Source organism: Campylobacter concisus, from assembly GCF_002092845.1.
Classification (GTDB): Bacteria; Campylobacterota; Campylobacteria; order Campylobacterales; family Campylobacteraceae; genus Campylobacter_A; species Campylobacter_A concisus_AQ.
This window is the reverse complement of sequence record NZ_LVXF01000038.1, coordinates 51,717-72,343: the sequence shown is the minus strand read 5'-3', so window position 1 is coordinate 72,343 and position 20,627 is coordinate 51,717. Positions and strand designations below refer to the sequence as shown.

At 41.6% G+C, this 20,627-nt stretch carries 18 protein-coding genes; 8 read left to right on the top strand and 10 right to left on the bottom strand.

The genetic code is table 11. The annotated features are described in order from the left end of the window. Positions 1 to 82 precede the first annotated feature (82 nt). Entirely contained in the window at positions 83 to 1,246 is a 1,164-nt protein-coding gene (locus A3854_RS07195) for a sugar transporter (protein WP_084041914.1), read from the bottom strand. Positions 1,247 to 1,415: 169 nt separating this feature from the next. On the opposite strand from A3854_RS07195, the gene nifJ reads away from it, so the two are divergent. The 5 genes from nifJ to A3854_RS07170 all read left to right on the top strand — a co-directional run bounded on the left by nifJ (position 1,416) and on the right by A3854_RS07170 (position 10,365). Continuing rightward, positions 1,416 to 5,018: a pyruvate:ferredoxin (flavodoxin) oxidoreductase gene (gene nifJ, locus A3854_RS07190; protein WP_084041913.1), complete on the top strand. Its 3,603-nt coding sequence runs from the start codon at positions 1,416 to 1,418 to the stop codon at positions 5,016 to 5,018. Between the two features lie 134 nt (positions 5,019 to 5,152). Next, a complete protein-coding gene (locus tag A3854_RS07185) occupies positions 5,153 to 5,659 on the top strand; it encodes a DNA-deoxyinosine glycosylase (protein ID WP_084041912.1) in 507 nt (168 codons plus the stop codon). Positions 5,660 to 5,766: 107 nt separating this feature from the next. Beyond that, entirely contained in the window at positions 5,767 to 6,912 is a 1,146-nt protein-coding gene (locus A3854_RS07180; protein WP_084041911.1) for a toxin-antitoxin system YwqK family antitoxin, read from the top strand. Positions 6,913 to 7,233: 321 nt separating this feature from the next. Then, positions 7,234 to 8,628, top strand: coding sequence for a C4-dicarboxylate transporter DcuC (gene dcuC, locus A3854_RS07175; RefSeq protein ID WP_084041910.1), 1,395 nt, complete (start codon positions 7,234 to 7,236; stop codon positions 8,626 to 8,628). Positions 8,629 to 8,637: 9 nt separating this feature from the next. Further along, a complete protein-coding gene (locus tag A3854_RS07170) occupies positions 8,638 to 10,365 on the top strand; it encodes a peptidase M3 (RefSeq protein WP_084041909.1) in 1,728 nt (575 codons plus the stop codon). A gap of 9 nt (positions 10,366 to 10,374) precedes the next feature. On the opposite strand, the gene A3854_RS07165 is transcribed toward A3854_RS07170, so the two are convergent. The 9 genes from A3854_RS07165 to A3854_RS07125 form a co-directional block, all read right to left on the bottom strand. Further along, positions 10,375 to 10,797 (bottom strand): Sua5 YciO YrdC YwlC family protein, encoded by a 423-nt coding sequence (locus tag A3854_RS07165; protein ID WP_084041908.1) that lies wholly within the window; start codon positions 10,795 to 10,797, stop codon positions 10,375 to 10,377. Beyond that, a complete protein-coding gene (locus A3854_RS07160) occupies positions 10,794 to 11,681 on the bottom strand; it encodes a DMT family transporter (RefSeq protein WP_084041907.1) in 888 nt (295 codons plus the stop codon). Before A3854_RS07160 ends, A3854_RS07165 begins: the two co-directional genes overlap by 4 nt. Before the next feature lie 5 nt (positions 11,682 to 11,686). Next, on the bottom strand, positions 11,687 to 12,364 hold the full coding sequence (locus tag A3854_RS07155) for a DUF799 domain-containing protein (RefSeq protein ID WP_084041906.1): 678 nt from the start codon (positions 12,362 to 12,364) through the stop codon (positions 11,687 to 11,689). Continuing rightward, positions 12,354 to 12,758 (bottom strand): DUF4810 domain-containing protein, encoded by a 405-nt coding sequence (locus A3854_RS07150; protein WP_084041905.1) that lies wholly within the window; start codon positions 12,756 to 12,758, stop codon positions 12,354 to 12,356. The genes A3854_RS07155 and A3854_RS07150 overlap by 11 nt, the downstream gene beginning before the upstream one ends. Further along, the gene (locus A3854_RS07145; RefSeq protein WP_084041904.1) at positions 12,743 to 13,411 is read right to left on the bottom strand and encodes a CsgG/HfaB family protein; all 669 of its coding nucleotides are present in this window, start codon (positions 13,409 to 13,411) and stop codon (positions 12,743 to 12,745) included. The genes A3854_RS07150 and A3854_RS07145 overlap by 16 nt, the downstream gene beginning before the upstream one ends. Positions 13,412 to 13,458: 47 nt before the next feature. Continuing rightward, positions 13,459 to 14,817 (bottom strand): MATE family efflux transporter, encoded by a 1,359-nt coding sequence (locus A3854_RS07140; protein ID WP_084041903.1) that lies wholly within the window; start codon positions 14,815 to 14,817, stop codon positions 13,459 to 13,461. Between the two features lie 78 nt (positions 14,818 to 14,895). Next, positions 14,896 to 16,227: an acetyl-CoA carboxylase biotin carboxylase subunit gene (locus tag A3854_RS07135; RefSeq protein ID WP_084041902.1), complete on the bottom strand. Its 1,332-nt coding sequence runs from the start codon at positions 16,225 to 16,227 to the stop codon at positions 14,896 to 14,898. Beyond that, entirely contained in the window at positions 16,227 to 16,673 is a 447-nt protein-coding gene (gene accB / locus A3854_RS07130; protein WP_084041901.1) for an acetyl-CoA carboxylase biotin carboxyl carrier protein, read from the bottom strand. Before accB ends, A3854_RS07135 begins: the two co-directional genes overlap by 1 nt. Positions 16,674 to 16,782: 109 nt before the next feature. Then, on the bottom strand, positions 16,783 to 17,625 hold the full coding sequence (locus tag A3854_RS07125; RefSeq protein ID WP_084041900.1) for a DUF3737 family protein: 843 nt from the start codon (positions 17,623 to 17,625) through the stop codon (positions 16,783 to 16,785). A gap of 118 nt (positions 17,626 to 17,743) precedes the next feature. Between A3854_RS07125 and dcd the strand changes: the two genes are divergently transcribed. The 3 genes from dcd (at position 17,744) to pseC (ending at position 20,626) form a co-directional block, all read left to right on the top strand. Next, entirely contained in the window at positions 17,744 to 18,304 is a 561-nt protein-coding gene (dcd, locus tag A3854_RS07120; protein WP_084041899.1) for a dCTP deaminase, read from the top strand. A 217-nt stretch (positions 18,305 to 18,521) separates the two neighbouring features. Continuing rightward, on the top strand, positions 18,522 to 19,517 hold the full coding sequence (pseB, locus tag A3854_RS07115; protein WP_084041898.1) for a UDP-N-acetylglucosamine 4,6-dehydratase (inverting): 996 nt from the start codon (positions 18,522 to 18,524) through the stop codon (positions 19,515 to 19,517). Beyond that, positions 19,514 to 20,626: a UDP-4-amino-4,6-dideoxy-N-acetyl-beta-L-altrosamine transaminase gene (gene pseC / locus A3854_RS07110; protein ID WP_084041897.1), complete on the top strand. Its 1,113-nt coding sequence runs from the start codon at positions 19,514 to 19,516 to the stop codon at positions 20,624 to 20,626. The genes pseB and pseC overlap by 4 nt, the downstream gene beginning before the upstream one ends. Position 20,627: the final 1 nt, after the last annotated feature.

Genomic DNA, 20,627 nt, shown 5'->3' with positions numbered 1-20,627 from the left:
TAACTAAAATTTTTCTTAGTTATGATATTTATTATCACTTATATGTAGAAATTTGTAACGTTTTGCTTAGATATTTAAACATCTAAATTCTCTTAACCTTAGATACCGTAAACAAAAATATAATAAGTCCGCTTGCGGCGAAAAAACTACCAACATTACCGATATTTTGCTCGCCTAAATGAACTATCGTTTGATGCCCTATTAGCGCCCCTGCTCCGATACCTATGTTATAAATAGCCGAAAATATCGCCATTGCGGCATCAGTAGCGTTTGAGGCAAGACTTAGCACTTTTATTTGAAAACTCATATTTACACCAGCTATGCCAAGCCCCCAAATAAAGGCCAAGACTAGCATTAAAACTTCATTTTTAGCAATAAAATTTAACACAAGCAAGCAATATAAAATAAGCATGATAGAAATTGCAGAAAATGCATTTGGAATAAGCTTATAAAATTTAGAGAAAAGCAGGCTTGCGACTACACCAGCAACTCCAAATATAAGCAAGAATATTGTGATAAATTTTCCATCAAAGCCACTAATATCTTTTGCAAATGGCTCAATGTAGCTATAGGTGCTAAAATGCGCGCTTATGATAATTGCCGTTAGTAAAAATATGACCATTAAAAGGCCATTTCTTGCAAGCTCTGGCAAGCTTTTAAGTGAGCCTGAGTTTTTACTTGGCAGAAGTGGCAAAATTTTATATAGCCAAACTCCAACACCAACAGCAAAAATTCCGATCAGTCCAAAGGTCACACGCCAGCCAAGTGCGTCACCTAAAATTCTTCCAAGTGGCAGACCAAGTATCATCGCTAGTGATGTACCAAGAGCTAGCAATCCAAGAGCTTGCGAGCTTTTATTTATCGGAGCTAGCCTAACAGCAAGTGAAGCAGTAATAGCCCAAAAAATGGCATGAGCAATAGCTATCATCAACCGAGCAATAATTAAAATTTTAAAATTCCAAGCAAAGGCGCAAAGCGTATGAGCTACAACAAATACGATAAAAACCTTTAAAAGAAGAGATCTTCGCTCTAAATTTGCAGTCAAAAGCATAAGTGGCAAAGAAAGTATCGTGACACTCCATGCATAAATCGTGATGATAAGACCGGTATCAGCCGTGCTCATGTCAAAATCTTTTGCAATATCACTTAAAAGTGGTACTGGGACAAACTCAGTAGTGTTAAATATAAAAGCACAAAAAGCAAGAGCTATAACCCTTAAATAGGCTACCCTATGAACACTTATCAAATTTTATCCTTAATTTTTTTCATTAAGGTAATGGAATTTTGCTTAAAGTTAGTAATTCAAAAGGCAAAATCCTCAGAATTTATTAATGACATAGATTAATAGTAGATTTTGGAAACTATCTCTATAATAAAAGATTTTTAAAAATCGTAAGAAAATTTAAGGCGGAAAAATGGCTAAAATAATGAAAACTATGGACGGAAACGAGGCTGCGGCGCACGCGGCTTACGCATTTACGGAGGTTGCGGGCATCTACCCGATCACCCCTAGCTCGCCGATGGCCGATTACACCGATATGTGGGCGGCTCAGGGCAAGAAAAATTTATTCGGCATGCCCGTTAAAGTCGTCGAAATGCAAAGCGAGGGCGGAGCTGCCGGTACCGTGCACGGCTCGTTGCAAGTAGGCGCGCTAACTACGACGTATACGGCTTCGCAAGGACTTTTGCTAAAAATCCCGAATATGTACAAAATCGCGGGCCAGCTACTACCCGGCGTTATCCACGTGAGCGCGCGCTCTATCGCTGCTCAGGCGCTTTCTATCTTTGGCGATCATCAGGACATCTACGCCTGTCGCCAGACGGGGTTTGCCATGCTAGCAAGCGGCTCCGTGCAAGAGGTCATGGATATCGCGGGCGTCGCGCATCTAGCAGCGATCAAAGGCCGCGTGCCGTTTTTGCACTTTTTCGATGGATTTCGCACGAGCCACGAGATACAAAAGGTTGAGGTGCTTGACTACGCGCACTTTGATAGGCTGTTAGACCGTGAGGCGCTGCAAAAATTTAGAGACGAGGCGCTAAGCCCCGAGAGTCCGAAAACTCGCGGCACGGCGCAAAACGACGATATTTACTTTCAGACGCGTGAGCTAGCTAACCGCTACTACGACGCGGTGCCTGATATCGTGGCCGAGTATCTAAAAGAAATTTCAAAAATCACGGGACGCGACTATAAACCGTTTAATTATTACGGCGATCCGCATGCTACGCGCGTCGTGGTCGCGATGGGCTCGGTCACACAGACTCTGGAAGAAGTCGTCGATCACCTACGCGCAAAGGGCGAAAAAGTAGGCGTGCTAAAAGTGCATCTATACCGCCCGTTTAGCTTAAAGTACCTATTTGACGTGATGCCTGAAACGGTAGAAAAGATCGCCGTGCTAGACCGTACGAAAGAGCCTGGAAGCCTCGGCGAGCCGCTATATCTGGACGTCAAGGCGGCGTTTTACGGACGCAAAAATCAGCCCGTTATCGTAGGCGGCCGCTACGGTCTAAGCTCAAAAGACGTCGATCCTGCTCAGATGCTAGCCGTCTTTGAAAATTTAAATTTAGAGGGGCCAAAAAACGGCTTTACCGTCGGTATCGAGGACGACGTGACATTTACATCGCTAAAAGTCGGCGAGAAAATTTCGCTAAGCGACGCAAGCGTGAAAGAGTGCCTATTTTACGGTCTTGGCGCGGACGGTACAGTAGGAGCCAATAAAAACTCCATCAAAATCATCGGCGATAAAACCGAGCTTTACGCGCAGGCGTATTTTGCCTACGATAGTAAAAAATCAGGCGGCTACACTCGCTCGCACCTGCGTTTTGGCAAAAACCCGATCCGCTCGACCTACCTCGTCTCAAATCCGCATTTTGTAGCCTGCTCTGTCGCGGCATATCTTGAAATTTACGACGTCATAGACGGCATCCGCGAGGGCGGGACATTCCTGCTAAACTCGATCTGGGACGCCGAGCAGACGGTCGCTAAACTGCCAAATAAAGTAAAGAAAATTTTAGCCGCTAAAAAGGTAAATTTCTACATCATCAACGCCACAAAGCTAGCTCGCGAGATCGGGCTAAAAAACCGTACGAACACCATCATGCAGTCGGCGTTTTTTAAACTCGCGGACATCATCCCATTTGCCGACGCGCAAAAATACATGAAAGAGTACGCGCACAAAGCCTATGCCAAAAAGGGCGAAGCGATCGTAGAGATGAACTACAAGGCTATCGATATGGGCGCGGACGGGCTGGTTAAGGTCACGGTCGATCCTAGCTGGCTAAATTTTACGGATGACGCGAGCGCGGAGGAAAAATACGTCGGCGACGAATTTATAGAAAAAATCGTTAAGCCTATCAACGCCGCTAGGGGCGACAGCCTGCCTGTTTCGGCGTTTGTGGGCTTTGAAGACGGACACTTTAAATCAGGCACTACGGCCTACGAAAAACGCGGCATCGGCGTGATGGTGCCAAAGTGGATCGAGAGCAACTGCATCCAGTGCAACCAGTGTGCCTTCGTCTGCCCGCACGCGGTCATTAGGCCGTTTCTCATCGACGAAAACGAGCTCGCCACCGCGCCGCAAACCGTGCAAGATCACGTCCTAGACGCCAAAGGCAAAGAGGTAAAAGGGCTAAAATACAAAATCCAAGTTAGCCCGCTTGACTGCACGGGCTGCGAGCTGTGCGCTCAAATTTGCCCAAGCAAGGAAAAATCGCTCGTCATGGTACCGCTAGCCGAGGAGATGGAGCGGTACGAGCAGGAAAACGCCGATTATTTATTTAAAAAAGTAACCTACAAAGACGACCTGATGAGCAAAGATAGCGTCAAGGGCGTGGGTTTTGCGCAGCCGCTGTTTGAGTTTCACGGCGCGTGCCCAGGTTGCGGCGAGACGCCTTATATAGGGCTTGTTACGAGACTGTTTGGCGACCGTATGATCGTGGCAAACGCCACCGGTTGTAGCTCGATCTACGGCGGTAGCGCACCTTCGACGCCTTATACGACGAACAAAGAGGGCAAGGGCGTAGCGTGGGCGAACTCGCTGTTTGAGGATAACGCGGAGTTTGGCATGGGTATGAACGTCGCGATAGAGACGCTGCGCCACCGCATAGAAGACGTAATGCTACGTACCAAAGACGCCGCACCAAATGCCCTAGCCGCGCTATACTCCGACTGGATAACGCACAAAAACGACGGCGAGAAAACGACTCAAATCGCTAAAATTTTAACGCCGATTTTGGAGCAAAATTTAGACGTAGAGGGCGTAAAAGAAATTTTAGAGTTAAAAAGATACCTCGTCAAAAAATCCCAGTGGATCATCGGCGGCGACGGCTGGGCGTACGACATCGGTTTTGGCGGACTTGACCACGTACTAGCTAGCGGCGAGAACGTAAACGTGCTCGTACTTGACACCGAGGTCTACTCAAACACCGGCGGTCAAAGCTCAAAATCCAGCCGCGCGGGCTCGATAGCGCAGTTTACCGCTAGCGGTAAGCCGATGCAAAAAAAAGATCTTGGCTACATCGCGATGACCTACGGAAACATCTTCGTCGCTCAAATCAACTCAAACGCCAGCCAAGCAAACACGATAAAAGCCATCGCCGCAGCCGAAGCCTACGACGGGCCTAGCCTCGTGATAGCGTATTCGCCGTGTATCGCGCACGGTATAAAAGGCGGCATGGCCTACTCCGGCGGTCAAGGCGAGCTAGCGACCAAGTGCGGCTACTGGCCGACCTACGTCTACGATCCGCGCCTAATCAAAGAGGGCAAAAATCCGCTCAAAATGACCTCAAAAGAGCCCGACTGGTCGCTTTACGAGGAGTTTTTGCTAAACGAGGTTCGCTACAACTCGCTTAAAAAAACTAACCCGCAGCACGCGGACGAGCTGCTAGCTAAAAATAAGGCCGACGCGCAAAGACGCTACCGTCAGCTAAAACGCCTAAGCCTAGCCGACTTTAGCGATGAGGTCGAGTCTAGCGCACCTAGGAGCGCCGAGGATGCCTCTGACGGCACCGCAACCGAGTAATGCGCAAATTTCTCTCGCTCAAATTTGACGGGCGAGGGGCAATATCCGTAAATTTAGCCGCTCGTTTGGGCGGTTAAATTTGCTTTCAAATTTGAAAATTTTAAATTTAACGCGGCAAATTTAAAAGGCGCAAAATGAGCCAAACCCATCCTTTTAAACCGATTTTTGATAAAAACTCTAAAATTTTAATCCTCGGCTCTTTCCCTTCCGTCGTTTCTCGTAAATTTGGCTTTTACTACGCAAATCCGCAAAATCGTTTCTGGCGGGTGCTGGCCGGGATTTTAAACGCTCCGTTACCAGGAAGCACGGATGAAAAGATAGATTTTCTACTCGCTCACCGTATCGCTATCTACGACGCTGCGATCTCGTGCGAGATAAAGGGCTCGAGCGATGCTAAAATGACCGCCGTCGCGCCTGCAAATTTAGAGCCGATTTTTAGCGGAGCGCGCATAGCGCAAGTTTACGCAAACGGCGGTAAGGCGCACGAAATCTGCGAAAAATACCTAAAAACTCAAATTTTAAACGCAACGGGTAAAGAACCCGTCAAGCTACCCTCGACTAGCTCGGCGAATGCAAATTTTAGCTTTGAAAGGCTAGTACAAGAGTGGAAGGTCGTCGCGGAGGCGCTAAAAGACGGCTAAATTTGACGCGAATTCTAAAATTTAACTCATCCGAAATAACCGCACCTTCACCTTAAATTTAGTTTCAAATTTTAAAATTACCCAAATCAAACAAAGCAGGAAAGACCATGAAAATCCTAAAATTTCTATTTTTACTTCCGCTTCTAGCCATCGGCGCACAGGCACTGGAGCCAAAAATCGTAATGAAGCCAGAAGCGAGCCTAAAAAACGGGCTTTACTACGTAAAAGGCAAGCTCTACGACGGCACGCTAAAGATGCTTCGATACAGCGTCGAGGACCTATATGACGTAAATGCGATGGGCATGGTCTATCCGAGGCTAAAACCTCTGCCGCCCACGCTCATACGCGAGATCGACGTGCAGGGCGGCACGGCGGTGCGATATAGAGACTATTTTGACGGCAGGGATAAACCCTCAAACGAATACCCCCTAAAAAACGGCGTTCGCGAGGGCACGGCGAAGCACTACCACGCAGATAGCGGCGCTCTGATGGGCGAGAGCGAATACAAAAATGACGTCCGCGACGGGCGCTACCGCCGCTACTATTTTGACGAGGGCGGCGCGTTAAAGCAGGAGGGCACCTACAAGGCGGGCAAGCGAGAGGGCGTATTTACCGACTATTACGTTAGCGGCGAGGTTAGCGCGCGCAGTCCATACGCGGGCGGGCTACGAAACGGCGAGGACATCGACTACTACAAAAGCGGCAAAATCCGCGGCAAGCGAACGTATAAAGAGGGCAAGCGAGAAGGCGCGGAGACGTGGTACTACGAAAGCGGCGCCGTGGAGGAGACGGGCGAATACAAAAATGACCGCAAAAACGGCGTTTGGAAGCGATTTTACGAAAACGGCAAAACGCGCGTGGTAGAAAACTACAAAGACGGCGAAAAGGACGGCGTCGCGCGCGAATATTACCCAAGCGGCAAGCTACGAGGCGAATACGAGTACAAAGACGGCCACCAAACGGGCGCGGGGCTGGACTACTACGAGAGCGGGGCGCCGGCGGCAAAAGTGATGTTTAAAAACGGGCGCTATCACGGCCTATACGAAGAGTATCACGAAAACGGCAAGCTAAAAGCCAGAGTGATGTTTGAGGACGGGCTGGAAACCGGTACGGCGAAACACTACTACGCAAACGGCAAACTAGAGGCCCAGGGCGAGTTTGAGCGCGGTAGGCTCATCCTCGCCAAAAAATACGACGAATCGGGTAAGCTAATCAGCGACAAGTCTGATAAAAACGGACTTCCGAGGGAGTAAATACTAAAATAAGTTGTTACTGGCATCATTTGAATTTTTACCAAACCAAATATTTACGTCCTTTTGTATTTTGAATATTTTAATTAGCTTTAAATCACACTACAATAGTCGTGCTTAATATTAAAATTTTTATATTTACCTTTTACATCTTAGTCATAAAAGTAGCAATCTCATCTATAAAATTAATAATATTTTTATAAATAAAAGCGAAATTTCAATATAACAAGTAGTATAATTGCAAGTATATAAATATTATTTTTATATTTAAGTGTATTTTTGATTTTGTATTCTGGTTTTTAAATATCTTAATAAGGAGCAAAAATGCATACTCTTGGTCTAATCATAGCCTTACTTACGCTTTTTGTTGTAGGTTGGGCGATTTTAAAAGGCAAATACGCCACTTTCGTACTTTTACTCTCTGGCGTTATCATGCTTGTCTCTTCGGTCATTCTTGATACGGGAAAATTTTTACCAGAAAAGGTAAAGAGTACTGGAAATCCCTTACTGGATGTAGTTGAGTTTATCCGCTATATGCTCTCAAATAATTTTTCGCAACTTGGACTTTTAATTATGTTAATGGTCGGTTTTGCAAGTTATATGACTCATATCGGAGCAAATCAAGCCTTTGTAGGCATCGCCACAAAAAGGTTTAAAGCCATAAAAAGCCCATATTTTATGATATTCATAGCTTTTTGCGTAGCAAAACTTATAAGCATGGTAATAACCAGCGCAGTTGGGCTTGGCGTGCTTTGTCTTGCACTTCTTGGACCAGTTCTTATATCACTAGGACTAAATAAACTAAGCGTTGGTAGTATTTGTGCGATGAGCGGAGCTAGCTCAATGGTACTTCTTGGCTCATCGACAGCTGCTGCTGCAAAAGCAACTGAACTTGAGGTACTTGATTATGTTTTTATCTATAAAATTCCAGCGGCTTTTCCAACTGCGCTCGTGATCGGCATTGCATTAGTTCTTTGGAATAGATACTTAGACAAAAAAGAAGGTTGGGTTTGTAGCGAGCATGTAGGAGAGAGCATTAGTTTTGACGATAAGGTAGATGTTCCAAAAGAGCAAGCACCTATGATCTATGCTCTTTTACCATTTTTACCGATGATTTTAGTAGTAGTTTTTTCGCCATATTGTTTAAAAACTATAAAACTAAACATATCAAGCGTCATAATCCTTTCTATGATAATTGCTATGGTTTTTGAAGCATTTAGGCATAAATTTAGCTTTGAAAAGCTTGGCGAAGGGCTAAAAGTATTTTTTAATGCCATGGCAAAAAGCTTAAGCGGTGTTGTTATGCTAGTTGTGGCAGCTGGTATATTTGCTGAAGGTTTTAAAGCTCTTGGCATGCTTGATGCTATTGTAAATTTGGCAAAAAGCATAGGCTTTGGGGGGCTTGGCATGTCTATACTTTTTGTATTTATAACAACCATCGTTACAATCATAGCTGGCTCAAATGGTGCAAGCTTTTATCCGCTTTTAAATATGGTGCCAAATATAGCTAAGAGCTTAAACATCAACTCTGTTATGCTCGTGCTTCCTATGCATCAAGCCTCCACAATAGCTAGACCACTTTCACCTGTCTCTGGCGTAGTGGTAGCCATTTCAGGTATGCTTCACATTAGCCCGCTTTCGCTCATTAAAAGATGTAGCGTGCCAGCTATTTTAGGTCTTATAAGCCACCATATATTTGTATTTTTACTATCATTTTAAGGAGAAAATATGAGATGGAGCTTTGATGATTCTTATGTAGATTTTGATAGTGAAATTTTTACCTCATCGTTTGAAAATCTAAAAGCACAAAATGAAAATTTGGTTAATTTTTTAAACAATAGTGAGCTTACCAAAGCTATCATCTCATACAAAGAAGCATACAAGGAAGCAGCTAGCCTACTCGCATTTTGTCGTTGCAAAAGTAGTGATAATACAAAAGATGAGCTAGCTAGTAAATTTGAGTTAAAAATAAAAGAGCAAAAAGCTAGACTTGATACGGCAAAGGAGCTACTTTTTGATAAATTTGATAGCCTAAAAAATGATGACAAAATTTTTCAAAGTACTCAATTTAAACATATAAAATTTCTATATTTAGAGCATAAAAATAGTAAGAGTAAAATACGAAAAAAGAGTGAAAGAGATTTTTTTGCAAATTTAGCACTCACAAATTTTTTTCCACTTTTTGCAAATTTTAGACATCTAAATAATTTAATAAATATCTCTGCTGCCAATAAAAATGCAAATACACAAAGCTATAATCTTGCAAAATGTATGGGTATATTAAAAGGATCAGATGATGAAATTTTACGCAAAAACGTGTTTGATGCCCTGAGTTTTCACTATGATAAATTTGCCGATCTCTACCTTGATGTCTTAAATATGCTTCATGGATTTAGACTGGCTAAATTTAAGGCAGCAAAAGTTGATTTTTTAACTCCAAGCCTTGAAGAAAATAAAATGAGCCTTGACACTTTAAACGCCATGCAAGAAGCCATTAGCAAAAGAGTTGAAAAAATAAGAGAATGCGTAAGAGTAAGAGCTAGTTTTTTAGGTGGCAAAAGTATGAGAAGTTGCGATCTTTTGGCACCTTATCCACTTAGCAAGCATCACGAAATTTCTCATGACGAGGCTATTAAAATCATCAAAAAAGCATTAAAACCACTGGGCGAAGATAATTTTATCGAGCTTATGATAGACAAACACTGGATAGAAAGCGATGTACGAGAAAATAAAGCTGGTGGAGCATTTTTTGTAAGTTTGCCAAAATTTAAGCAACCAAGAATTTTTACCACATACATGAATACTCTTTCGCACTTAATCCAGCAAGCACATGAACTGGGGCATGCTTGGCACTACTATTTGATGCGTGATCTTCCGGTTTTAAGCGCAAATTTTCCAATGAGCTTAGCCGAGAGCGCGAGTACATTTAATGAGACTCTTTTACGAAATGAGCTAAAAAAAGATGACTCACTTAGGGTAGAAATTTTATGGCAGGAGCTAAAAAGTGCTGCAAATTTTTTACTACACATAAGCGTTAGATATGAGTTTGAAACTGGTTTTATAAAGCTGCGACAAAAAGGTCAAGTCAGCAAAAAAGATGCAAACGATCTTTTAAAACAAGCTTGGGATAAATTTTATAAAGACAGCACGAGCGATGTTGAAGAATTTTTGCCATATTTTAAGCCACATTTTTATAAAACAGATAATTATATATACAACTATCCTTATAGTGTCGGCTATCTGCTATCACAATTTTTTCTAAGTGAGTTTAAAAAAGATGAAGCAAAATTTTGCAAAATTTATAAACAATTTTTAATAGAGTGCGGCACAAAAAGCGTGGAAGAACTAATAAAAAAACACTTTAAAAAAGATACGACAAAGTGCGAATTTTGGCTGATTGGCATAGATGAAGCGCTAAAAAATTTAGATGAGTTTAAAAAGGTAGTGACTGTATAAATTTACTAGTTATCTTAAACGTTTTATTTTTTTTCGAGAAATTTTATAAATTTTTGATGGAGTATCTTCGAAAAAATGATCATCTACTATTTCATCAGCCACGCTCATAGCCCAAGCTTCATTAAAATTTTGCCCATTTTTGTTCGCACTGCTTGAATAAAGCCAGTCAAATTTAGCTAAAAATTTTTCGTGCTTGCACTCTTTTACGACTCTAATAGCCTTTAAATTTGGATACAAAAATGTGGCTTTCCTTGAACGGCGTATAAAATTTTTATATTTTTTTGGTACTCTAACAAGCTCATTTAAAACACTAAATTTCGCTGTCGTGATAAGGCAAGGTTTATTCTCATCACGCATTTTGGCCTTATTTATCTCTTTATAATCTTTACTCAAAAAGCCAGCTGTCGTATCAGTTTGTGCTAGAAATATCATAATTTTTCTCTTTTTGATAGTAAAAATATACAAGAGATTATTAGAGCAAATCCTAAAAAATCCCAAAATACAAATTTTGTCCCAAGCCAAAAGTAGCCAAAAAATGCTGCGCTTAGCGGTTCTATGCAGGCTAATAAACTAGCTTTTGCTGCGCCTACTAGCTTAACACCTATCATATAAAAGCTAAATGCAAAAATTGTGCCAAGCGCAATAACAGCAATAAATGCCAGCCATTGATTTATCCCATTAAGCCCAGCAAATTCCCAAACTCTCATATAGCAAGCAAGCACTACTCCGCCCATAACCATACCCCAGGCAAGCGTGAGAGTGACTGAATATTTAGCATTTAGCCTTGCTGGAGCAAGATTATAAACACAAACGCAAATGGCGCTCACCAAGCACCAAAACAAGGCCTTTGGCGAAATGACAAGAGATGAAATTTGCGCATGTGTGCTTAGGAAAAATACGCCAAGCATAGCTAAAAATAGAGCTAAAATTTCAAGTTTTCTTGGGGTGCGTTTTTCTTTTATGCAAATGACCATTAAAATTAAAGCAGGAGCAGTGTATTGAATAACAGTTGCAACTGCGGCATTTGAAAGCTCAATGGAGTAAAAGTAGGCATACTGCGTCATCATAAGCCCAAGCAGGGCATAGACTAAAAACTCACCAAGGAGCTTTATATCTTTAATCGGAGCAAAAACAGCACTTGGTTCTTTAAAAGCATAAAAAATTACAATAACAATGCCAGCTAGCATCAGTCTATATGGCACCAAAAAATCAGAACTTATACCAAGTGAAAATAGATACTGTCCACAAACCCCGCTAAATCCCCAAAGGATACCGCCAACTAAAGTAAGAAGTATCCCAAGACGATGAGTATTCATTAAATTTATCTATCTTTATGAAGCTGTGCATCTTTGCCATAATACGGCGAATATGGTCCATAAAGTATGCAGTTATGGCAATCTCTTGAAAATAAATAAGCATCTGCCATCACTGCTAGATCGTATGATCTATCTGAGATGGTATTTGCCACCTGTGAGATGACAGCTGAGACTAACATACCAAGTAGGCTACTTTGGCCACTGCTGCTATCCTCTGCTGCTATGGCACTGCCTTGCCAAAGAGTAGCGCCACTTTTTATATCGATAAGCTTTGCTTCAAGGACAACCTTTGTTGAGCTTGAGATGACCGCATAGCTCGTACCATAATCTTTTATATTGATGTAAAGCACACTATCAGCATGAAAAATTTTATCAAGCTTATTTAGTGACACGGCTGCGATCTCGCTTGGCTCGGTTATACCATTTAGCTTAAAGGTATCATTTACAAGAGCCACTGGAAATACGTAGTATCCTGCCTCACTTAGTGGTGCGACTGCATTTGCCAAAACTGCTGCTGGACCTGAAATTTCTGTGCTATCGTTTGTTGGCATAAGCACTAAGATAGAGTGAGGTCTTTTTTGTAAAAATTCTGAGTAGTCGTATGGCTCAGGCTCTTTTATAGAGCAACCAGTAAAAAATACTACCAAAAATATAGCGGCTATAAATTTAAGGCTATTTTTCATTATTTGCCCCCTCTTTTTGCTCTACTTTTTTCGGAGTTAAATTTTTAGAGCCTTTGATGAAATTTATATACTCCCTTGACTCTGGGAAATTCTCTACTTCTTTGTCAAAATTTGCACTTGCAGCACCTAAATTTCCATTATTTAGATACAAAAGTCCAAGGTGTGCGTATACGCCAGGAGCGATCTTATAGCCCTTTTGTGTTGATATCTGCACCAGATTTTCTAAGCGTGAAATTTGCTCGTTTGTATCGCCCTCTTCATTTAGATAGCTATATAGCGAGCTACTATATGATCCATCCCAATAATAAAGCGACCTTGGAGCGTTTGAATGACCGCAACCTGCTAAAAATAGTGCAAAAAGCGCAAAGCTGGCAAGCCTTATTTTACTTGCCATGCTCCACTTTCTATGCCATTTACTAGATTATTTACCGCTTCAATAATAGCTAGACTTAAAACCTTGCCATTTAGCGTAGAGTCGTATCCTGCTGTGCCGCCAAAACCGATGATCTCTCTGTTTGAAAGGGTGTATTCGCCAGCGCCGCTAACCGAATAGACAACCTCAGCTGTTTTGGTATCAACGATATTTAAATTTACCTTTGAATAGGCGGTTTGTTGCTTACCTTTGCCAAGTATGCCAAATAGCTGATGATCACCAGTAGTTTTTCGTCCAAACTCGGTCACATCACCAGTTATCACGTATCTTGCACCTTTTAGATTTTGAGCAGTTTTACTTAGCTCACTCTCTTGTTTGATCACCTTCATATTTGATCTATCAAGCACCAAAAATCTACCGCTTTGCTGTAAATTTGTGATCAAAATACTTTGAGCTTGGTTACCAAGCCTATCCTCGCCATCAGCAAATACACCATTTTGGTAAGCTGATTGATTATTAAATCGACCTATCGAAACTGAAATTTTTTGACCATTGTAAACTGTGCCGTAGCTTGCTACTTTTGGAGTCTCGACAACTCTTGAGCTCTCACTCGCACATCCAGCAAAAAGAGCTGCCGTAAGCAAAACTGCACCAACTTTAAATACATTTTTCATTTTTTATCCTTTGCGACAAAATCGCTTGTATATTACTAAATTTCTTTTTAAATAGCTTTAAATTTCATCCATGTGCCTTTTAAGTATCTAATCGTAAAAAGCACCGCCTTTACAGCCCAGTCAGCAAACATTGCAAACCAAGTACCTATCATGCCAAGATCAAATGTAAGTGCAAAAATATAGGCCAAGATGACTCTACAAGCAAACATACAAACTAAATTTACAATCATCGGATATTTAGCGTCCCCAGCTGCTCGAAAAACGGTTGGATATGTGTAGGCAAGTGGCCAGATAAGACACATAGCGATACCGTGATACCAGACGATCTGCCTTGTTAAATTTATGGCTTCGCTTGAGAGATTATAAACCCTAAGTAGTGGCTCAAGAAGTAGTAAAATCACAGCTGTGCTAAAAAGCTGGACAATATAGATGCTTATCATCGATTTTCTTACGTAAAATTTAGCCTGAGCAAAGTCGTTTGCGCCAACGCACCTTGAGATAACCACACTAAGCCCTGTTCCTATCGCCATACCAGGAAGCACTTGAAACATCACGATCGTCCCACCCACGGCATTTGCAGCGATACTTGCTGTGCCAAAGAGAGAAACTAAACTTAAAACAATAATGCGCCCTACGTAAAACATCGAATTTTCAAAACCATAAGGCACTCCGATATTTAAAATTTTCTTGATGATCTCGTAGTCAAATTTATAGATAAAGCTCTTTCTTATGTGAAGTTTTAGCCTTATATCAAGGAGCAGATAGACTATGACAAAGCAAGCGAGCGCCTTGGCCATAAGCGTGCTAATAGCAATACCTAAAATGCCTGTATGAAATGTATAAATGCTAATGGCAGTGAGCAAAACATTTAATAAATTTGCAGCCGCCATAATATACATAGGAAGCTTTGCGTTTGACATCGTACGAAAGATCGCCGCAGCTGCTGCATAGACAGCCAAAAATGGTGCAGAAATAGCTGAGAAAATAAGATAGTGACTAGCATCATGCCTTACTTGCTCACCAATATCGCCAAAAACATAATCTAGGATAATATCTTTTAGAACTATGATGACCGCTGCGATAAAAAGGGCAAAGATAAAACTAAACCAAACGAGCTGATTTGCTGTGATTTTGGCATTGCCACTTTGTTTATTGCCAATATACTGGCTAGCAACCACTGAGCCGCCAGTAGCGATAGCTGTAAAAATGCTGATGAAAAGTGCCATGACAAACTCCACAAGACTAATCGCACTTACAGCGCTTTCGCTAACACTTGCTGCCATTAGCGAGTTTGCAAGCCCTAAGCTATACTCTAAAAACTGCTCAACCGCAATAGGAAAAAATAGCTTTGTAAGGTCGGCATTTGAGAAAAATTTTGTATTTTGATCTTTGATTTTGTTTACCATGCTTCCCCTAAGATAAACTTAAAAATTTTAATATATTTAAGCCAAGATCTGCTTTTTGCAAATCCTGACTTAAAAATTTTAATGCCTTGAAAGATAATTTGTATCGTAGTTATTGCTTAAAAAGTCTTTGTTTTCCATCATAGCGATGTGAAAATCTTTTGTTGTTTTTATGCCATTTATTATGAGTTGATCAAGAGCTACTTTCATCTTATGGATCGCCCTATTTCTATCAGTGTCCCAAACTACCAGTTTACCGATCATGCTATCGTAATATGGTGGTATAGAGTAGTCTTGATAGATATGGCTATCCATTCTTACATTGCGGCCACCTGGACAGACATATTTTGTGATCTTGCCAGGACACGGAGTGAAGGTGTTTGGATCCTCAGCTGTGATCCTGCACTCGATCGCATGGCCTTTTAGCTCGATGCTCTTTTGTGACGGTAGCTTTTCGCCCTCGGCCACTTTTATCATAAGCTCGATGATATCAAGTCCGCTTACCATTTCGCTTACTGTGTGCTCGACTTGGAGCCTTGTGTTCATCTCGATGAAGTAAAAGTCTAAATTTTTATCAACCAAAAACTCAAACGTACCTGCTCCCTCGTAGCCGATCGCTTTTGCCGCTTTTATGGCAGTTTCATGTAACCTCTCTCTTGTTTTTTCATCAAGCAAGATAGCTGGGCTCTCTTCGATCAGCTTTTGGTGACGGCGCTGCATAGAGCAGTCGCGCTCGCCTATGTGAAGCACGTTGCCGTGGCTATCGCCGATGATTTGAACCTCGATGTGGCGTGGATTTAGGATATATTTTTCCATATACATCGTGCCATCACCAAATGCACTCATCGCCTCGCTCTCAGCAGACCAAAACGCTTTTTCTAAATCAGCCTCTTTTTCAACCACGCGCATACCACGTCCGCCGCCGCCTGCCGCAGCTTTTAAGATGACAGGATAGCCGATCTTTTTGGCTAGTTCTTTTGCAGCTTTTGTATCAGCCACAGCGCCGTCTGAGCCAGGGATGACTGGCACGCCAGCTCTTTGCATGACCTGTTTTGCCTTGCTCTTGTCGCTCATCAAAGCCATCGCAGCAACGCTTGGTCCAATGAATTTGATCTTGTGGTGTGAGCAAATTTCAACAAAATTTTGATTTTCACTTAAAAAGCCATAACCTGGGAAGATAGCGTCTGCTTCGCTGATCTCAGCTGCGCTTATGATAGCTGGGATGTTTAGATAGCTGTCACTTGAGCGCTCTTTACCGATGCAAATAGCCACGTCGGCGTATTTTACATAAAGTGCGTCTTTGTCAGCGGTTGAATAAACTACAACGGCTTCTTTACCCATCTCCTTTATCGTTCGCAAAGCACGAAGAGCGATCTCGCCGCGGTTTGCGATTAAAATTCTTTTTAATTCCATTAATTTTTCTCCACGCCAAACAACGGCAATCCAAACTCAACTGGCTGTCCGTCAGAGACTAGCATCTCAGTGATCTGGCAGTCAAATTCAGCCTCGATCTCGTTCATGATCTTCATAGCTTCGATGATGCCCACTACATCGCCTTTTCTTACTCTTTGGCCTACTTTTACAAACGGAGCAGCGCCCGGGCTTGGAGCAGCATAGAAAGTACCTACCATAGGAGATTTTATGCTATCTTTTGGCGAGTTTGCAGCTGGTTTTACCTCTGAATTAACGACTACATTTACAGGTGCTGGAGCTGGTGCTTGTGCTGCTGGTTTAGCAGGCGCGCAATAATCTGAAAATTTTTCAAGCTCTACCTCAAAATCGCCACTTTTTATTTTGATATGATTCATCTCCATATCATTAAAAAATTCGATAAGCTCTTTTATATCTTCTTTTTTCATAGAAATTTCTCCTAAATTTTTATATAAGCGTCTAATTGTAGCGAAAATTAGATAAAAAATTTTTTTATGAAGCAAAAACTGGAACTCAAAGTTACTCTTTTTTGCTAAGTTATTTTTCAGTAATAATTATCTTAATACCTTTAGTATCCACTAATCTTTCATCGATGATGATCTCATCTATCTTTGCTGCCCTTATCACGCCGCTTTTTGGATTTTTCACACTTTTTATCGCTCCGCTTGTGCCTACATCGACACTTGAATATTCAAACGCAAGACTCGTATCCATAAAAATGCAATCTTTTACGACCAAATTTTCCACATAGCAAAGTGCTTGCAAGCTCTTTATCGTGCAGTTTATGAGCGTTACATTTTTTGAGTTCCAAGCCAGATATTCGCCTGAAATTAGGCAGTTTTGCGCGGTCACGTTTTCGCAGTTCCAAAAAGCATCTTTTGAGATAAGTTTTGAGTTTGTGATATGGACATTTTTACAACCATCAAAGCAGTAGTTTCCGTCTAAATTTAGCCCATCTATCTCTAAATTTTCGCTATTTGCCCCAAAGTAATCGCCCCTGGCAAAGACATTTTTTATCTTCACATCCGCGCATCCCCAAAGTGTTTCAATAGCATCTGAAAAATTTATATTTTCTAGCGAAATTTGCGAGCTTTTTCTAAAGCTTTTTGGAGCGTTGATGAGCGCGTCTTTGAAGCTTAAATTTGCACTGTACCACATGCCAGCTCTTGCTAGAGGCTCCAAGTATCCGCCATTTAGCGTGATATCATTTGCGTACCAAAGTGGATATTTGTAGGCAAAAACGCACTCATTTAGCTTTAAATTTGAGCTGTGTTTTAGCGGCGACTCGCCATCTTCAAAGATACAGTTTGTAAAATTTACACTTTTTGCCCCAAACATCGCACGCTCGCCAGTAAAAATTTCTGCATTTTTCTCTTGCATTTTTGTCCTTTATTAATTTTTGCTGTTAAAATTATACTAATTTTCATCTAATTTATTCGCTTTATTAAATTTACTTTAAAGACGTAAATCGTTATAATCGCCCAAAAAAGGAGCAAAAATGGGTTTAAAGTCAGACTCTTGGATAAGAAAAATGTCGGTTGAGAAAAATATGATAGTGCCGTTTGCCGAGGAGCAAGTCGGACGCGGCGTGGTTAGCTACGGTGTTTCTAGCTACGGCTACGATATCCGCGTGGGAGACGAGTTTAAAATTTTTACAAACATCGGCGGAACCGTAGTCGATCCGAAAAATTTCGACGAAAAAAACGTGGTCGATTTTAAGGGTGATATCTGTATCGTGCCACCAAATTCTTTTGCTTTGGCGCGCACGATCGAGTACTTTAACATGCCTGATAATGTTCTAGCGATCTGTCTTGGCAAGAGCACATACGCAAGGTGCGGTATCATCGTAAACGTCACGCCTTTTGAGCCTGGATTTAAGGGGCATATCACGATAGAAATTTCAAACACGACGCCACTTCCTGCAAAAATTTATGCGAACGAAGGTATCGCGCAGGTGCTATTTATCGAGGGTGATGAGCCTTGCGAAGTGACGTATGCTGATAAAAATGGTAAATACCAAGCCCAAGAAGGCATCACACTACCAAGAATTTTGAAGTAATTTTTTAGCCTTTGCGACCTTGCAAAGGCTAAATTTAAATACTGCTTTTATAATTTCCTCTAAACATTAATTAAAATTTGACGAAATAGAATCTAGAAAGGTAAAAACTTTTGTAATAAATTTTAAAAATTTGGCATAGCTTTTGCTTAAATTTTTATAAAATACAATTTAGATTTAGCTATTTATACCCCAAAAATAGTTAGTAAAGGGTGCAATAATGTTTAATGATAAATCAATACTAATCACCGGCGGAACAGGAAGTTTTGGTAAAAAGTACACCGAAATTTTGTTAAAAAAATACAAGCCAAAAAGGCTAGTTATCTACTCACGCGATGAGCTAAAACAATACGAAATGGCACAAGTCTTTAAAGACAAGGCGATGCGTTTTTTTATAGGCGATGTGAGGGACTATAAGCGCTTAAGAACCGCGATGAATGGCATAGACTACGTCATCCACGCAGCTGCGATGAAACACGTACCAATCGCAGAATATAATCCAATGGAGTGCATCAAAACAAATATTGACGGCGCTCAAAACGTTATCGATGCCTCTTTGGAGTGTGGCGTTAGCAAGGTAATCGCTCTCTCGACTGACAAAGCATGCAACCCTGTAAATTTATATGGAGCCACAAAATTAGCAAGTGACAAGCTTTTTGTTGCTGCAAATAACATTGTTGGGGATAAAAAGACAAGATTTAGCGTCGTAAGATATGGAAATGTCGTTGGCTCTCGTGGCTCAGTAGTGCCACTCTTTAAAAAGCTAATCGCACAAGGTGAAAAAGAGCTTCCTATAACTCACGAGAAGATGACAAGATTTTGGATCACGCTTGAGCAAGGTGTAAATTTCGTCCTTAAAAATTTTGAGAGGATGAAAGGCGGTGAAATTTTCATACCAAAGATCCCATCAATGACAATGGTCGATCTTGCAAAAGCCCTTGCACCAGACCTTGGCGTCAAGATCATAGGCATTCGCCCAGGTGAAAAGATGCATGAGATGATGATCTCAAGAGATGATGCACATCTTACATATGAATTTGATGATTACTACGTTATTAGTCCGTCTATCCAGTTTTTGACAGCGCAAGACTTCTCTACAAATGCTCTTCATCAAAAGGGCAAACCAGTGAGCGAGGACTTCGAGTATAGCTCAAATACAAATAAAATTTGGCTCGATAGAGCAGGCCTTCTTGAGATGATAGGAGATGCTAAATGATCCCTTACAGCCGTCAGCAGATCACAGAAGAGGACATAAAGGTAGTCACAGATGCCTTAAAAGATGACATCTTAACAGGTGGCCAAAAGGTCAGTAAATTTGAAGATGAGCTGGCAAAGTATGTTGGCGTAAAGCACGTGATCGCTATGAACTCAGCCACTTCGGCCCTTCACGTAGCCTATCTTAGCCTTGGAGTAAAGGCTGGCGATGAAGTGATCACGACGCCTATCACCTTTGCAGCCACTGCAAATGCAGCTTTGATGGCAGGAGCGCAGGTCAAATTTTGCGACGTAAAAGCAAATGGCAACATCGATGAAGAGAAAATTCCAGCTCTTATCACCCCAAAAACAAAGGTTCTAACCGCAGTTGATTACGGTGGCAATCCAGTGGAGCTAGATAAGATCATAAATTTAGCCAAAAAACACGGCATAAAAGTGATAGACGACGCCTCTCACGCCCTTGGTAGCGTGCAAAATGGCGTAAAAGTGGGCGTTAAGGCTGATATTAGCATATTTAGCTTTCATCCAGTAAAGCCTATCACTACGCTTGAAGGCGGCGCGCTTGCTACAAACGACGATGAGCTAGCAAGGCTAGCAAGGCTATATAGAAGCCACGGCATCGCTAAAACAAAGCTTTGGGATAGCGACATGAGCCTGCTTGGATATAACTACAGGATCACAGACGTGGCCTGCGCTTTGGGGCTTAGCCAGCTAAAAAGGCTAGATGGCTTTATCACCAAAAGAAACGAGATAGCTAAATTTTATGATGAGAAATTTAGCGGGTGTGAATATCTTAAAACCATAAAAATCCCAGCAAATACAACTAGCTCAAGGCACCTATATCCAGTGCTTTTGGATGAGAAATTTTGGGATAAAAAAGAGCAAATTTTTGAAGCACTCTTGCAAAAAGGCGTTGGTGTGCAGGTGCATTACAAACCAACATATAAATTTAGCTTTTATAAAGCACTCCTTGGTGAAATTTTACTGCCAAATGCGGAGAAATTTTATAGCGCTGAGCTTAGCATCCCTTGCCATCACGGCATGAGCGTAGATGATGCTAAATTTGTCGCAAGTACGCTTTTTGATGTGCTAAAAAGCTTTAGCGAGTAAA